This is a genomic window from Synechococcus sp. PROS-7-1 (genome assembly GCF_014279795.1).
Lineage (GTDB): Bacteria > Cyanobacteriota > Cyanobacteriia > PCC-6307 > Cyanobiaceae > Synechococcus_C.
Genome location: NZ_CP047945.1, coordinates 1,251,715 through 1,266,374, shown reverse-complemented (window position 1 = coordinate 1,266,374; position 14,660 = coordinate 1,251,715). Strand labels below are relative to the sequence as shown.

Annotated in this window: 13 protein-coding genes; 4 read left to right on the top strand and 9 right to left on the bottom strand. The window is 58.3% G+C overall.

Features of this window, described 5'->3' with window-relative positions; genetic code table 11:
- Positions 1–28: 28 nt before the first annotated feature.
- From SynPROS71_RS06980 to uvrC, 3 genes are read right to left on the bottom strand one after another with little or no spacing between them, the layout of a single operon-like run.
- A complete protein-coding gene (locus SynPROS71_RS06980) occupies positions 29–1,516 on the bottom strand; it encodes a cryptochrome/photolyase family protein (RefSeq protein WP_186597740.1) in 1,488 nt (495 codons plus the stop codon).
- Between the two features lie 2 nt (positions 1,517–1,518).
- Positions 1,519–1,821: a hypothetical protein gene (locus tag SynPROS71_RS06975; RefSeq protein ID WP_370586864.1), complete on the bottom strand. Its 303-nt coding sequence runs from the start codon at positions 1,819–1,821 to the stop codon at positions 1,519–1,521.
- Complete coding sequence (gene uvrC, locus SynPROS71_RS06970) at positions 1,818–3,776, bottom strand: excinuclease ABC subunit UvrC (RefSeq protein ID WP_186597739.1); 1,959 nt, start codon at positions 3,774–3,776, stop codon at positions 1,818–1,820. Before uvrC ends, SynPROS71_RS06975 begins: the two co-directional genes overlap by 4 nt.
- Before the next feature lie 59 nt (positions 3,777–3,835).
- Between uvrC and coaD the strand changes: the two genes are divergently transcribed.
- Both coaD and SynPROS71_RS06960 read left to right on the top strand, forming a co-directional pair.
- A complete protein-coding gene (coaD, locus tag SynPROS71_RS06965) occupies positions 3,836–4,333 on the top strand; it encodes a pantetheine-phosphate adenylyltransferase (RefSeq protein WP_186597932.1) in 498 nt (165 codons plus the stop codon).
- Positions 4,330–5,259, top strand: coding sequence for a hypothetical protein (locus SynPROS71_RS06960; protein ID WP_186597737.1), 930 nt, complete (start codon positions 4,330–4,332; stop codon positions 5,257–5,259). The genes coaD and SynPROS71_RS06960 overlap by 4 nt, the downstream gene beginning before the upstream one ends.
- Here SynPROS71_RS06960 and dacB read toward each other — a convergent pair.
- The 5 genes from dacB to dapF are packed head-to-tail and all read right to left on the bottom strand — an operon-like array spanning position 5,204 to position 10,086.
- Positions 5,204–6,514: a D-alanyl-D-alanine carboxypeptidase/D-alanyl-D-alanine-endopeptidase gene (gene dacB, locus SynPROS71_RS06955; protein WP_186597735.1), complete on the bottom strand. Its 1,311-nt coding sequence runs from the start codon at positions 6,512–6,514 to the stop codon at positions 5,204–5,206. The two genes, SynPROS71_RS06960 and dacB, sit on opposite strands and share 56 nt — an antisense overlap.
- The gene (locus SynPROS71_RS06950) at positions 6,511–7,026 is read right to left on the bottom strand and encodes a DUF4330 domain-containing protein (RefSeq protein ID WP_186597733.1); all 516 of its coding nucleotides are present in this window, start codon (positions 7,024–7,026) and stop codon (positions 6,511–6,513) included. Before SynPROS71_RS06950 ends, dacB begins: the two co-directional genes overlap by 4 nt.
- Positions 7,027–7,071: 45 nt before the next feature.
- The gene (locus SynPROS71_RS06945; protein ID WP_186597731.1) at positions 7,072–7,767 is read right to left on the bottom strand and encodes a DUF1995 family protein; all 696 of its coding nucleotides are present in this window, start codon (positions 7,765–7,767) and stop codon (positions 7,072–7,074) included.
- A 44-nt stretch (positions 7,768–7,811) separates the two neighbouring features.
- Positions 7,812–8,993, bottom strand: a complete 1,182-nt coding sequence (locus SynPROS71_RS06940) for a cysteine desulfurase family protein (protein WP_186597729.1) — start codon at positions 8,991–8,993, stop codon at positions 7,812–7,814.
- Positions 8,980–10,086, bottom strand: a complete 1,107-nt coding sequence (gene dapF / locus SynPROS71_RS06935) for a diaminopimelate epimerase (RefSeq protein ID WP_186597727.1) — start codon at positions 10,084–10,086, stop codon at positions 8,980–8,982. Before dapF ends, SynPROS71_RS06940 begins: the two co-directional genes overlap by 14 nt.
- Before the next feature lie 27 nt (positions 10,087–10,113).
- Between dapF and SynPROS71_RS06930 the strand changes: the two genes are divergently transcribed.
- Positions 10,114–10,335 (top strand): hypothetical protein, encoded by a 222-nt coding sequence (locus SynPROS71_RS06930; protein WP_186597725.1) that lies wholly within the window; start codon positions 10,114–10,116, stop codon positions 10,333–10,335.
- Between the two features lie 54 nt (positions 10,336–10,389).
- Positions 10,390–13,026 carry a leucine--tRNA ligase gene (gene leuS / locus SynPROS71_RS06925; protein ID WP_186597723.1) on the top strand — a complete coding sequence of 879 codons (2,637 nt, stop codon included), beginning with the start codon at positions 10,390–10,392 and terminating at the stop codon, positions 13,024–13,026.
- Between the two features lie 6 nt (positions 13,027–13,032).
- Here leuS and SynPROS71_RS06920 read toward each other — a convergent pair whose 3' ends face one another.
- A complete protein-coding gene (locus SynPROS71_RS06920) occupies positions 13,033–14,631 on the bottom strand; it encodes a glucose-6-phosphate isomerase (RefSeq protein WP_186597721.1) in 1,599 nt (532 codons plus the stop codon).
- Positions 14,632–14,660: the final 29 nt, after the last annotated feature.

Sequence of the window (14,660 nt, the reverse complement as noted above, 5' to 3'; positions counted from 1 at the left end):
AAGGACTTGAAGGGACCATAAGCAGGGTTCAGACCAGCCCGTCAAGAAACCCAGAAGCACATCGTTGGTGATCCAGGAGGGTGCCTGGATCCATGCGATCAAGGTTCCGCGCCATCATCGCCAGTCGGTACTGCTTTCGGAAGAAGTCTTCGTGGCGTTTGATGAAACTCCAGAACAAACCGTCCCAGACGTCACACCAAGCCCCCTTTTTGTAGTCGGACATCTTGCGGACATAATTCGAGCCTGAGAGGTAAGGCTTGGTGGTGAAGAGCCCTCCGTCAGCGAACTGGCTCATGCCGAAGACGTTCGGAACCATCACCCAGTCGTAGGCGTCAACAAACAGCTCCATGAACCACTGGTACACCCGTTGGGGATGAAAGCCGCAGAGCAACATGATGTTGCCAAGCAGCATCAGCCGTTCGATGTGATGGCAATAGCCACTGCTCAGGGCATGGCTGATGGCGTCATCCACAGGAGGGAGTCCTGTTGTCCCGGTGTAGAAGGCGTCAGGGATTGGTCTGTCCTCAAACTGCCAAAAATTGCTGTTGCGCATAACCACACCATGGCGGCGATACATCACGGCCATGAATTCACGCCAACCCACGATCTGACGAATGAATCCCTCCAGAGAATTGAGAGGAATGTCACCGTCCGCAGCACGCTCGAGGGTGCGGTCGAGAACCTGTTGTGGCGTTAGCAGACCCACGTTGAGCATCGGCGTGAGAACGCTGTGCCACATCACGCGATGCTGGGTGCTGATCGCATCCTCATAAGCACCAAAATCACGGAAGCGATGGTCCAGAAACGTCTGCAACCATCGTTCCGCGTCCTCATGCCGAATGGGGTAACCAAAGGGCTCCCAGCTGCCAATGCCAGGACAATTCTCAGTCTCGAGTTCTCGACGCGCTTGTTCGACTTCGGCTCCACTGCCATGAAAGGGCTCGGCTGGAACGCTGATCCCTTTCGGGAGCTTCTTGCGATTGTCGGCATCGAAACTCCACTGGCCTCCAAGCGGTCCTCCGTCATCGTCCAGAAGCAACCCCATCCGCCGTCGCTGATGCTCATAAAACTTGGCCATGAAGGGTTTGCGGCCGCTGGCGAAGTGCTCCTCAACCATCGACGCCGGGGTGAGAAGCATCGGCGAGTCCAGGATTTGGAGCTCTCCCCCCGTGCGGTCCACGAACCGACGCAAGCGTTTCTCAAGCAAGTGATCGAGCGGATCAGCCAGGTGGTAGCTGACGAACCCTGCTGCCAAAAGAGCTTGAAGGTGATCCTCGGTGGTGCTCGCTTGGTGATGTCGGCGATGGAAAACTGTGTAACCCTCACCCCGCAACCTCTCGGCATAGACCGTCATTGAGGCCCTGTGCAGCAGAAGACGCTGCCGATGCACTCGGTTTGGCCATTGAGGATCAGTACCGAAGAGGAGCGGGTCCTCGATCAGGGCCACGGGACGACCGTTCTTGGTGGCCGGATGGTCCGCAAACAGCTGATGGGGGAATACCAGGGTGATCTCCACTGTCAGCGGCCCTCACCGGCCAACCGACAGGCCCTGCGGCCCAGGGCGGTGGCATAGGCCCGATCCACGGGGCCGGAGCTCGGGCTCAGCTGCCCTGCCAGGCAATTCATCACCACCTTTTCACGATGTCCCTGTTGGTCATTCAGTTTGAGCACCAGTTGCCAGTGGTTTTTGGCACTTCTGGTGATGTCATCGGCGCAAACCGGACCTGTACAGAGTCCTGGTGAGGCGTGCGCCGCGTTGGGACACCAGGTGGTTGAAATCATGCCGATCAGACAGAGGATCAACGGCAGAACGCGGATCATCGGCTGATCGGCTCCGAGACTTGAACCGCTCCATCCTGCTGTGTGTCCTCATCGGGATGGAAAAAACGGCGGATATCGCGCGCCAGAGCGATCCCCACACCGGGGGCTTTCGCGAGGGTCTCCACCGAAGCCAATTGAATGGCATCGATCGAATGGAAATGGGCGAGCAGGTCTTTTACTCGCTTCGGACCCACACCAGGAATATCTGAGAGGCGCGACCGCTTCATGCGTTCCCCACGCTGCTGACGGTGAAAGCTGACGGCAAAACGGTGGGCTTCATCGCGAAGTCGGCGCAGCAGGGCAACACCCAGCTGGTCTTGATCAGTGTCGAGCGGCTGGCTTTCCCCCGGAAGAAAAATCTCCTCCCGTTGTTTGGCCAGAGAGCAGATGGTGAGGTCCTCGTGCAAATCCAGCTCTCTCAACGCCTCCATCACTGCCGATAACTGACCTTTCCCTCCATCAATCATCACCACATCAGGCCAGTCGTTGAGTCCATCGGTCTGCAGCGCACTGCCACCCTTCTGACGCAGTGCTCCCACATCCACACCCTCTCTCTTGGCCCGAGCCCATCGCCGGAAACGCCTGCGCATAATCTCCGCCATGGCCATGAAGTCGTCGCTGTGACCAGCGCGGATGCTGCTGCTGCGGATCTTGTATTTGCGGTAATGCTGCTTGGCCGGAAGTCCATCAATGAACACCACCTGGGAAGCAACGGCATCACTCCCCTGAATGTGACTGATGTCGTAGCCCTCAATTCGTCGCGGTGGCACTGGTAGTTCAAGGAGCTGGGCTAGATCCTCCGTTGCCAGAGCCTGCTGTTCCTGACCTTGTTTGGCGCGCTGCAGCTCGTAGTCGGCATTGCGTTGAACGAGCTCGATCAGATCCGCTTTCTGACGCTGCTTGGGGCAGTGAAGTTGAACCTTGCGTTCCCGTTGTTCTGAGAGCCATTCTTCAATCAGTGTCTGCTGAGGGAGGGAATGCTGCACCAGGAGTTCGGGAGGGATTTCAACGGAATCCACCTGGCTGTAGTGCTCTTCGATCACCTTTTGCAGGGTGAGTCCCGGCGGTTGGTTGGATGCGTCCGCCAGATAGCCCAGGCGACCCACGAGCTTTCCAGCCCGCATCTGAAACAGTTGCACCGCTGCCAATCGTTCATCCCCGGCCATGGCGATCACATCACGACTCACCGAGGAGTCCGGCAGGCTCATCTTCTGGTCAGCAGTCAGTTGATCCAGCCCCTGCAGTTGATCTCTGATCTTTGCGGCAGCCTCAAAATCCAGCCGTTCTGCGTAACGATCCATCTGCTGGTGCAGCAACGTCTGCAGCTCATCACTGCGCCCCTGAAACACCATGGCCACCTTGCGCAGCGTTCGGTGGTAAGCCTCTGAGCTGATCTTTTCCTGACAGACACCTGGACAACGGCCGATGCTGTAGTTGAGGCAGGTTCGATCGGGATGCAAAGGGCGGGGTCGTTGCCGCAACGGGAAAACCCTCTTCACCAGAAAGAGCGTTCTCCTGAGCAGACCGACATCCACGTAGGGGCCATAGAAGCGATCAAGTGGGCTACGGAAACGTCGACGACGGGTGATGAAGATGCGCGGATAAGGCTCGCTCCAGGTGATGCAGAGATAGGGATATTTCTTGTCGTCTTTGAGCAACACATTGAAGTGAGGCTGCTGGTTCTTGATCAGATTCGACTCGAGAGCGAGAGCCTCGGCCTCACTGTCAGTCACGATGAATTCGATGTCGCAGATCTGACGCACCATCAGGCGGATGCGCGGGCTCAGGTCGTGTCTGCTGCGGAAATAGCTGCGCACGCGACTGCGCAGGCTCTTTGATTTACCGACGTAGAGAAGGCGGTCCTCCCCGTCCCGCATCAGATAACAGCCGGGTTCGGTGGGAATCTCCTTGAGGCGCTGTTCGAGCCGTTCCGGTTGCTCAATCAGGGTGGGCATGGCGCCAATCTAAGGAGACCGATGTGCATAGGATCCGCCCGGACCGCGACATCAATCGGATGAAAGCGCTGTATCCAGGCAGCTTCGACCCTCTCACCCTTGGGCATCTCGACCTCATTGAGAGAGGGGCATCCCTTGTCGATGAACTGGTGGTTGCCGTTCTGCAGAACCCAGGGAAGTCGCCAGCGTTTCCCCTTGAACAGCGTCTGCGGCAGATCACCGCTTCCACAGAACACCTCGGCAATGTGTCCGTGATTAGTTTCGATGGACTGACGGTGGCCTGTGCCAAAGAACAAGGCACACGCCTCATCTTGCGTGGACTCCGGGCCATGAGCGATTTCGAATACGAACTTCAGATTGCTCACACCAATCGCTCGCTCGATCCGGATTTCGAAACCATCTTTCTCACCACGTCAGCCCACTACAGCTTTCTCAGCAGCTCGGTCGTGAAGGAAGTGGCCCGATTCGGTGGTGCAGTCGACCACATGGTGCCCCGGGTGGTGGCGGAAGACCTTGCAAGGTTCTTTAATTCGGCTTTCGCCCCCCCGTCGCGATGAGCGAGATCCGGTTCTCCGTACTCGAACAGCTCGATCAGCTCGAGGAGATCATGCTCGAGGGAACCCGTATTCCCTTCAGCGGTGGGAGGCTCGTGAACGAGCAGGATGCCGTCGAACTGCTGGACGCAGTTCGCGAAGCAATGCCCTCCCAAGTCGCTCAGGCCGATCAGCTTCTGGAGAAGCGCGATGATTTCATCGCCACGGCTCGCTCCCAAGCTGACGAGATCGTCGCAAACGCCCAACAGCAACGCGAACAACTCGTGTCTCAGGCCTCCATCCGTCAGGAAGCTGAGCGACAGGTGAATGAGATGCGTGAACAGGTTCGCCAGCAATGCGAGCAGCTTCTGCAGACCGCACGTCATCAATCCGCCCAGATGGAACAGGAGATGCAAACCAAGCAGGCCCAACTGGAGCAGCAGTACGCCACTCGCAGACAGCAGCTCGAACAAGAGGCCCTGCAGCGCCGTCAGCAGCTCGATCAGGAAGCCATTGAACTGAAACGCCAGCTCAGCGAGCAACATGAACGAAACCGTCTTCAGTCCCTGCAAGAGCTCGATCAAATCCGCCAAGAAGGGTTGAGGCTTCAGAAAGAAGCGCAGAGCGAAGCCGAACGCTTGCATCAGGATGCGTTGCAATTCCGTCAGCAGACCCAACAGCAGTGCGAGTCACTGATTCAGCGGAGTCGCCAGGAAGCTTCGTCGGTTCAGGACGGTGCCAACCGTTATGCAGAACAAACCCTCGGTGAGCTCGAACAGCGCCTGAAAGAGATGGCTCAGGTGGTGATGGCTGGCCGTCAGGAATTGGTGAAGATTCAGACAGGACGCACTGAAGCTCCGATCAACGAAACAAGCGACTCGAAAGCTGTTCCGATCAGCCGCGCCCGCCGTGCAGCATCGCGGGTGCGGCAGATGAAGGGCACGGGCTGAATTTCAAAACGGATCGAAGAATCTGGCCGATCACTGTGTTCGGCCGGCTCGAGCCGTTGGAGATCATGCTCACATAACGGGGGCCATCTGCGGTTTGCAGGATGCCAGAGATGCTCCTCACTCCGCTGATGGTTCCAGTCTTCCCTCGGAAACGTCCATCAATAGGAGTCCCTCTGTAGAGATTTCTGAGTGTGCCCCGTTGTCCGGCAATGGCCATGGAGGCCTGGTAATAGGGAGCGTAAGGATGTTGATCCATACGCATCAACAAAGCGGCAATCGTTTGGCTCGTGACCCTGTTGTTCCTGGACAGACCACTTCCGTCCGCAACCCGCAGCCCTTGAACGGGAAGACCCTGTTCCCACATCCAGCGTTCCGTCGCTCTTGATGCAGCCTTCACGTCCCAGAGATCGGCCGCCTGACGCATCAACACCTCAGCTGTGAAGTTGTGGCTCTCCGTGTTGGCGAGGCTGAGCAAGGCATGCATGGGCGCTGAAGTTTCTTCATGCAGAACCACCATCTCCTCGCGATCTCCTCGATCAGAGATCTCAGCCATGCTCAAAGGCTGGGCCTGCTGAATGCGAACGGCACCACCCCTCCGTTGCACCTCTTTCTGAAACAACCGTTGCAGTCGGGTGTAGGGATCGCTGACGGCACCACCGACGGCATTGCTGGTCAGAGCCAACCGTGTGATGGGAGCCCCGTAGGCATAACCACGGTCAGCAGGATGCCAGTCGCTCGGCCACCAATTACGCCTTGGCTCTTCACGCACCATCAAGTTGACCGGCCCCGAGGTCACCCCTCGCGACCCGCCCTGACGAAGAGCTGCGAGCGCGAAGCGCTGGAGACCGGCAATACCCAGGTCGGGATCACCCTCGCCATTCAGTTCCATGGAACCGTCCGGTCGCTGGATCAGGCGAGTTTTCAGCCGGAAATCGGGTCCGAGACGGTCCAGGGCGTAAGCCGTACTGATCAGTTTCTGATTGGAGGCGGGGATACGAGCGATGGAGCCATTGATATCCCCAAGGACATCGCCATCACTGTTCAGCACCGTGACAGACCACACCCTCGGCTCAGAACCAAGATTGGCCTGGATCGCCGTTTGTAGCGACTGACAGGAACGCGCTTTTTGCAGCTCAGGGAGCGGTTGCTGGGTCTCAGGAGGGGGAGGGGAGATCAAGGGAATGACCTCCTCGGCTTGGACGCCAGCTGGCAGCGTTGCTGCCAGAAGCACAAAAAGGCAGATGCGTGTGTTCATTGCACGTCGATCCCGCTGACGATTCCATTCAGCCGATAAAGGCGACCGTCGAGTTCGACGGGCGTTCCCACTTTGAGCTTTGTGCCTGCAACCACCACACCTGAGGGGGTGACAGTGGCATTGCTGCGAAGAACAAATCGAGCATCGAGGATTCCTTGGTCCTGCCGATTCGGATCAACAGCAGAGACAACCCGTCCATCAGGTTGCACAGCGACGAGCTTCCTGCTGATGTCATCCACACGGATGAGTTCCGCACTGCCAGCAGGCTGATTGCGAATCACGAGGTTGGTTCGACCGCGATCGAGAGCCTGCTTGATCAGACCATCAGGGTCTGCAGAACTTGAATTGCGGACATCCACACTCACAACAACAGGTTTCACGGAGCCTGTGGCTCTGGCAATCGTGTTGCTGAGTTTCGGGCTCCAGAGCACACCAGCAACGGCTGCCACTGCCACAAGAGCGGCAGCTGCATCAATCACCGACAGGGAGCGAAAACGATCCTTGATGCCCATGAAGTTCCGAGGGAGCTTGCACCCTAAAAGTGTTACGGCCTGTGATCAACCTCTGAGATCGTCAATCAGTCGATCCACAGCACCCAATGTTTGGCGCAATCCATCCGCTGATGGACTAACGGCTGCATCGATCTGCTCCGGGTCAGGGCGTTGTTCGAACCGCTGAATCCAACGGTATCCATCGGGATCACAGCGGAACAGCTCCCATTCCTTCTGACGTTCCAACAGCAAAGCCCCTTGCGCGAGAGGCTCCAGATGGAAGGCGCTGGACCAAGTGGCCAAAAATCCTCGGCGTCTGGAACGGGCCACACTGCCGATGCCGACCCCGGCATCCTCAAGTCGTCCGTTGACAAGCACCACTGGCTCTTTCCAGAGGTTGCAGATCGCTTCAACAGTTTCGTAGTCGCTTGGCTGGGCACCAATGAGCAGGAGCAGTTCACCTCGGTTAGCCCAGGCCGGATCCCTCTGCAGCTGCATGAAATCAACGCAACAGTTGGCGAGATCAGGCGCATCGCGTTTAGCGAGAGCCGCCGCGCCAGCATCGGGAAAAGCCACGAGCAAAGGCCAGCTGCGTTCCTTAAGCGTTCTTGCCATGCGCAGTGCTGGTCCCATGACCCGCAGGCCTTCAAAACGCCAGGTCACCATCCAGCGCCCTCTCCGAATCCCACCCAGCACAGACTCCAACGCTGAGATCGTGCGCTGTTCAGCCTCGAGAAGATCAGCAGGAAGAACAGCGCTCACGGGCCATCAATGCATCTTTGGCGGAGCGTACTGCGATCGATCAATCAGCTTTCAGCACAGGCCAGTAACGCACGATCAAAACGCTCAACGATGCTCTCGATCTGGTTGGACGTGTTCCAGAAGCCGAGGCTAAGCCTCAGGCCCGAGCGTCTCATCTCCCGGGGAATGGTCATCGCTGCAAGCACACTGCTGTCCGTGTCACGCCCTGATGAGCAGGCGCTCCCACTGCTCACGGCCAGTCCCTCTTGATCGAGAACGCGCACCATTCGCCGACCAGACAACGGCTGCCCTGAACGGTCGCGAAGCACCAGAGCCAAATGATGCGGGAGGCGTTGATGAGGCTGTCCGATCGTTGCGACACCAGCTGTTCGACAGAGCTGAAGCTCCAATTCATCTCTGATTCGCCGGATGCCATCGCCGCTGTCAGGAAGCCCATCCACGTCACAACGTTGAATCTGCGACAGCGCCTCAGCCATGCCAGCCACCAACACGGCGGATTCAGTGCCACTGCGCAAGTTGTTCTCTTGCCCGCCCCCCGTCAACAACGCGTTGAGTTGCTGTTTCCAGGCTCGGCGAATCAGAAGCAGGCCCACACCTCTTGGCCCCCCACATTTGTGGGCTGACGCGGTCAGTAAATCCACAGGCAGGGTGTTCCAGTTGGGCAGGGCCTGGCTGATCACCTGCGTGGCATCCGTATGGAAGGGAACTGCGTACTGATGGCAAAGAGCGCCGATGGTCTGAAGCGGTTGAAGCGTGCCCACCTCACTCTGTCCCCAGATCACGGACACCAGACGCGTGGGTGGGCGCAGAAGCTCTTCGAAACGATCCAGTTGGATGAGTCCCTGCGAATCAACAGGGGCCATCGACACCTGCCATCCCAAGGGGATCAGTGCCTGCGCTGCCGCCGTGACAGCAGGATGCTCCACAGCGGAGATCACGATCCGTCCTGGCGGGAAGGATGACGCCAATCCGCGGATCCCGAGATGAATGGATTCAGTGGCTCCTGAGGTAATCAGAACTTCATCGGCGTCGGCACCGAGCAGTGCACCGATTTCAACCCTTGTGCGTTCCAGGGCTTCCGCTGCTGCAATCCCAAAGGAATGAAGGCTGGAAGGATTGCCCCAGGCCTGAGTTTGAGCATCCAACATCCTTTGCTGCACACCCGGTCGAAGCGGTGTCGTGGCACAGGCATCGAGGTAAATGGGCGTCGCGTCAGCTCTGACCATCACGCTGAATGCGAGACAGGGTGCGCTGCTCGAGAGAATCTCCAGCGAGATTGATCATCGAATCCAGCGAAGTGGATGCCAGGAACGCCTGAACCTTTGCCTGTGCCTCTTCACGCAGACAGCGATCGGGTTGCCTGCAGCCCTCCTTGCAGTCATTGGCACAGTCGAGGCCTGGATCATTTGAAGAAACCGTGGGCTTGGGTTCGACTGTCCTTTCTTGGGGCTGTCCCTCAGGCATCAGATCTGGATTCATCACGCCGTCGAAGACAGCCACAGCGGGTCCTGTCATGAAGACCGACCCCTGCTGATCGGCCCAGCTGATGCTGAGGGGACCGCCTGGAAGAACCACGGTTGCCTCGCTGTCGCTGAATCCCATCAGGACGGCTGCAACCAATGTGGCGCAGGCCCCGGTCCCGCAGGCCAGGGTTGGACCAGCACCCCGTTCCCAGACGCGAATCTCGAGATGCTGTCGGCTGTGCACTTTGAGAAAGTGAACGTTGGTCTTCGCGGGGAAGAGCGGGTCGCACTCCAACTGAGCGCCAAGGGCTTCAAACGGAATCGCCTCCAGATCGTTCACGGGAACCACCACATGGGGGTTACCCATGCCCACAGCTGCCAAAGAGAGTGTGAGACCTTCGCGGGTGACTTCACCGCGCGGCAGGCCGTTTTCGTCTGAGCTCAGGAGCGTCGGAACCGTCTCGGGCTTCAAGAAGGGGGCACCCATATCGACGCGGATCTGGCCATCTTGTTGAAGCTCGGGAATGATCAAACCGGCTGGGGTTTCGATCCTCCAGCTCCGTCCAGGCAAATCACCATCGCTATCGGCAAGGAAACGAGCGAGACAGCGGATTCCATTGCCGCACATTTCAGCCTCCGAACCATCGGCGTTGAAGATGCGCATGCGCAGTTCGCCCTGGCCCTGCGGAGGAAGCGCAAGGATCAAGCCATCGCCTCCGAGCCCGAAGCGGCGGTCGCAAACACTCTGGACCCAGTCAGAATTGGGATTGGTGATGCCCTCAGGAAGCCGGCCATCGCGACCCTCCACCAGGATGAAGTCGTTGCCTAGACCTTGGTATTTACTGAACTGCAGCATGGCGCTTCGTTACCCCTGAGTGATCCTATGGAGCCGACAAGCTTTGATCCAAGTCTTCCCGGAATCCGTCTTCTTCAATCCTGGATCCGCGACCAGCGCACGCTCAGCGTTGAACTGAGCGACGGAAAACGCGTCGACGGCCGTCTCTCATGGCAGGACCCGCTTTACCTGGCCGTACAACGCGATGACGCATCCGATCCGATCCTGATCAATCGTCAGTTGGTGCTCACCATCCGCACCTTGATCTGACCCGCTAAATCCGATCCCTGGCTATGTCACGATCGCCCCAGGTGTTTTCGTGCCGTGACGGCCTCCAAGTCCTCCTCCGCCACCGCATCGGCCTCTGACCGCCCGGATCGGTACGACCCCATCGCGCTCGAACAGCGCTGGCAGAGCCAGTGGCAACACAACGACCTCTATGCAACGCGTTCACCGGAGCCGGGCCAGAACGCGTTCTATGCCCTCTCGATGTTTCCCTATCCATCGGGAAGTCTGCACATGGGCCATGTGCGCAATTACGTGATCACTGACGTGATTGCCCGGGCTCAGCGCATGCGTGGTGATGCCGTGCTTCATCCCATGGGGTGGGATGCGTTCGGACTCCCCGCTGAGAATGCAGCGATTGAACGTCAGATTGATCCAGGGATCTGGACCGATCGCAACATCGAGCAGATGAAAGCCCAGCTTGCCCGTCTGGGACTGTCGATCGATTGGTCCCGGGAGCAAGCCACCTGTCATACCGATTACTACCGATGGACTCAGTGGCTGTTTCTGGAGCTCCTGGACCAGGGACTGGCCTACCAGAAAGACGCCACGGTGAATTGGGATCCGGTCGACCAAACCGTTCTCGCTAACGAGCAGGTTGACAGTGAGGGACGCTCCTGGCGTTCTGGCGCTCTTGTCGAGCAGAAAAATCTCAGGCAATGGTTCCTGCGGATCACCCACTACGCCGACGCACTGCTTGACGATCTTGATCTGCTGGACGGATGGCCCGAAAGGGTGCGCACGATGCAGGCGAACTGGATCGGTCGTTCGATCGGAGCGGAGATTGATTTCCGCGTCAGTGGTCACGACGATGCAGTGATCACAGTCTTCACCACAAGGGCCGACACGCTGCATGGAGTCAGCTACGTGGTGCTGGCTCCTGAGCATCCCTTGGTCGAAGCTCTCACCTCGGAAGCACAACGAGAGTCCGTCACCGCTTTTAGAGATCTGGTGGGTGAGCTGAGTGCTGATGAACGCACTGCGGATGACCGTCCCAAGAGGGGAGTTCCCATCGGGGCCACAGCAGTGAACCCGGCCAACGGCGAAACAATTCCGATTTGGATCGCCGACTACGTCCTTGCTGGTTATGGAACCGGAGCCGTGATGGGTGTCCCAGCGCACGACGAACGCGATTTCCTGTTTGCACGCACCTATGAACTACCGCTGAAACGGGTGATCCAGGCTGCTGGTGCCAACGAACATCTCAGCGATGGCGAGGCATGGACAGGCCCGGGAATTCTGTTGAACAGCGGCCGCTTCGATGGCCAATCCAGCGACGATGGCAGAGAGGCGATCACGGCTTACGGCCAGGAGCTGGGCTGGGCTCGACCCAAACGCCAGTACAGGCTGAGGGACTGGCTGATTTCGCGCCAGCGCTATTGGGGCTGTCCGATTCCAGTCGTTCACTGTGATCACTGCGGCGCTGTTCCCGTGCCGGCGGATCAGCTTCCGGTGACCTTGCCCAAGGATGTGGATCTTCAGGGCAGAGGAGGATCTCCCCTGGCCTCCCTGGAGTCCTGGGTGAATGTGGATTGCCCAAGCTGCGGACGACCCGCCCGACGGGAATCAGACACCATGGACACCTTCATGTGCTCATCGTGGTATTTCCTTCGTTTTGCGGATCCTCACAACTCCGAGCGTCCGTTTGATGCGGATGCTGTGGAGCGCTGGCTCCCCGTGCAGCAATACGTCGGCGGTATTGAACACGCCATCCTCCATCTGCTGTATTCCCGTTTCTTCACCAAAGCACTGCGTGATCGTGGATTACTGAACATCCGAGAACCGTTCGAGCGTCTACTCACACAGGGAATGGTTCAGGGTGTGACTTACCGCAATCCCCGCACGGGTCGGTATGTGGCGCCCTCGGAAGTCAGTGACGAGAGCGCACCGAAAGACCCAGTGGATGGCGGCGATCTTGAGGTGCTGTTCGAAAAGATGTCGAAGTCGAAATACAACGGTGTGGATCCCGCTGCCGTGATCGACCGCTATGGCGCTGACACGGCTCGGATGTTCATCCTGTTCAAGGCACCTCCTGAAAAAGATCTGGAATGGGACGATGCAGACGTTGAAGGTCAGTTCCGATTTCTGCAACGGCTTTTGCGCCTGATCGAGAGCGTGCGATCAGATCACCAGGATCAGCTTCTTGGAGCCCCTGAAAGTGTTTCTGACGCTTCAAGCCTGTCTCAAAAAGAGTCTGAGATTCGTCGCGCAGTGCACACCGCCATCGAGGCCGTCAGTGAGGACCTAACGGGTGAGTACCAATTCAATACGGCGATTTCGGAGTTAATGAAACTCTCCAACGCCCTCACAGGGTCGCTCGCTGAAGCATCAAGGGGTGTTCAGGCTGAAGCGATCTCAGCGCTGATCCGCCTTCTTGCTCCATTTGCCCCCCATCTGGCAGAAGAATTCTGGTTCAGCCTTGGCGGACAAGACAGCGTTCACAGCCAGCCGTGGCCGGTCCATGACCCCTCTGCGTTAGTGCGAGACACCGTGGACCTTGTGATCCAGGTGAAAGGGAAGGTGCGTGGGTCGATCAGCGTTCCCGCCGACTGCAGTAAAGAGAAATTGGAGGAATTGGCTTTGGCCAGTGACGTCGCGGAGCGATGGCTAGAGGGCAAGCCTCCCCGGCGCGTGATCGTGGTTCCGGGGAAGCTTGTCAATCTGGTGCCGTCCTAACCCTGCTTACCCCTTGACGAAACGCAAGGATGCGGGGCTATCCCAAGTTCCCTGAGCCTGGTATCCACGGTTGTTTCCAGTGAGATGGCGCAAGATCCAGAAGATGGCCTCGTCGGATCCCTCGCCGATCGCCTGCTGAATCTCCACAACGGAACGGGACGTCCCATCACTGAGGACCTCTTCCACCTGTTTCTGGAGTTTCAGGATCGCAGCGGCTGCCTTCTTGCCCGCCTCGACCCCTGGTTGGTGGTAGGCGTTGATGTTGACAAGCTCGCCGTAGAAACCAACAGCGCGTTCAAACAGCGCGATGAGTGCACCAAGCCTGCGAGAGTCGAATGTGCGCATGCTGATGCTCAAACTTTGACGCCCGCCTTCGGTGAGCGCAGATCGGGTTCCCTGCACGAAACCGTCAAGGAAGTCACCAGGACGCTCACCATTGATTTCAGGGATATCTTCAACATCACGCAGAACTTCGATGAAGGTGACGAAGAAGTTATCGACGCCATCACGGAGCTGCTGCACATAGGCATGCTGGTCGGTTGAACCCTTGTTGCCATAAACAGCGATGCCCTGATGGGCAACGGCACCACTGCGATCAAGGCGCTTGCCGAGCGACTCCATCACCAGCTGTTGCAAGTAACGGCTGAAGACTTCCAGCCGGTCGCGGTAAGGCAGCACCACCATGTCGCGCTTGCCCTTCCCTTCTCCGGCGGTGTACCAAGCAGCAGCCATCAGAGCGGCAGGGTTGCGTCGCACATCAGCGACGCGGGTGGCCTCGTCCATCTGAGCGGCTCCGGCCAGGAAATCTTGGATATCACTGCCGATCAGGGCACCAGGCAACAGGCCAACAGCACTGGTAATGCTGGTACGCCCACCCACCCAATCGAACATGTCGAACCGTTTGAGCCACTGCTCTTCGGAGGCCTGCTGATCCAGGTGACTGCTGGCCATGGTGATGGCGACAGCCTGACCCGGCCAATTGCCTCCGAGTGACTCCACCCGGTGACGGGCTTGCTCCATGCCCAGGTGGGGTTCGGGCGTACCACCTGATTTGCTCACGGTGACCACAAGGGTCGTGCGCAGGGCATCACCAAGCTCACCGAGCACCCGGCTCATGCCATTGGGATCAACGTTGTCGAAGAAATGGAAGGGCAGCCCATTTCCGGTGTCTTGCAAGGCGCGGACCATCAGCAGAGGACCAAGACCGCTTCCGCCAATGCCAATCCAGAGAACGTCAGTGAAGGGCTGGCCTGTGGGTGACTTGATCTCGCCACTGATCACAGCTTTTCCGAACTGCTCGATGTCCTTGATTTCTGCAGCGATGTGCTGGCCTACGGCTTGATCTGGTGCCAACTGGGGATCGCGAAGCCAGTAGTGACCCACTTGACGGTTCTCATCCGCATTGGCGATGGCACCGGCCTCAAGCTTTTTCATCGCTTCGAAGGCCTGCTCCAGTGGGGGAGTGAGCTCGTCCAACGCTGCTGAATTGAGATGCATGCGACTGACGTCCAGCCAGAATCCAAGATCGTCGTGGTACCAGAGGAGATCACAGAAGCGTTGCCATTGAATCTGGGTGTCAGTGGCGCTGAAATCCGGGAAGCTCATCACGAGGTGCATGCACGCCCTGAAGGTAT

Excerpts from the sequence above, each read along its gene's own strand:
- SynPROS71_RS06975 (WP_370586864.1), bottom strand. The coding sequence starts at position 1,821 with ATGATCCGCGTTCTGCCGTTGATCCTCTGTCTGATCGGCATGATTTCA.
- uvrC (WP_186597739.1), bottom strand. The coding sequence starts at position 3,776 with ATGCCCACCCTGATTGAGCAACCGGAACGGCTCGAACAGCGCCTCAAG.
- coaD (WP_186597932.1), top strand. The coding sequence starts at position 3,836 with ATGAAAGCGCTGTATCCAGGCAGCTTCGACCCTCTCACCCTTGGGCAT.
- SynPROS71_RS06960 (WP_186597737.1), top strand. The coding sequence starts at position 4,330 with ATGAGCGAGATCCGGTTCTCCGTACTCGAACAGCTCGATCAGCTCGAG.
- dacB (WP_186597735.1), bottom strand. The coding sequence starts at position 6,514 with ATGAACACACGCATCTGCCTTTTTGTGCTTCTGGCAGCAACGCTGCCA.
- SynPROS71_RS06950 (WP_186597733.1), bottom strand. The coding sequence starts at position 7,026 with ATGGGCATCAAGGATCGTTTTCGCTCCCTGTCGGTGATTGATGCAGCT.
- SynPROS71_RS06940 (WP_186597729.1), bottom strand. The coding sequence starts at position 8,993 with ATGGTCAGAGCTGACGCGACGCCCATTTACCTCGATGCCTGTGCCACG.
- dapF (WP_186597727.1), bottom strand. The coding sequence starts at position 10,086 with ATGCTGCAGTTCAGTAAATACCAAGGTCTAGGCAACGACTTCATCCTG.
- SynPROS71_RS06930 (WP_186597725.1), top strand. The coding sequence starts at position 10,114 with ATGGAGCCGACAAGCTTTGATCCAAGTCTTCCCGGAATCCGTCTTCTT.
- SynPROS71_RS06920 (WP_186597721.1), bottom strand. The coding sequence starts at position 14,631 with ATGAGCTTCCCGGATTTCAGCGCCACTGACACCCAGATTCAATGGCAA.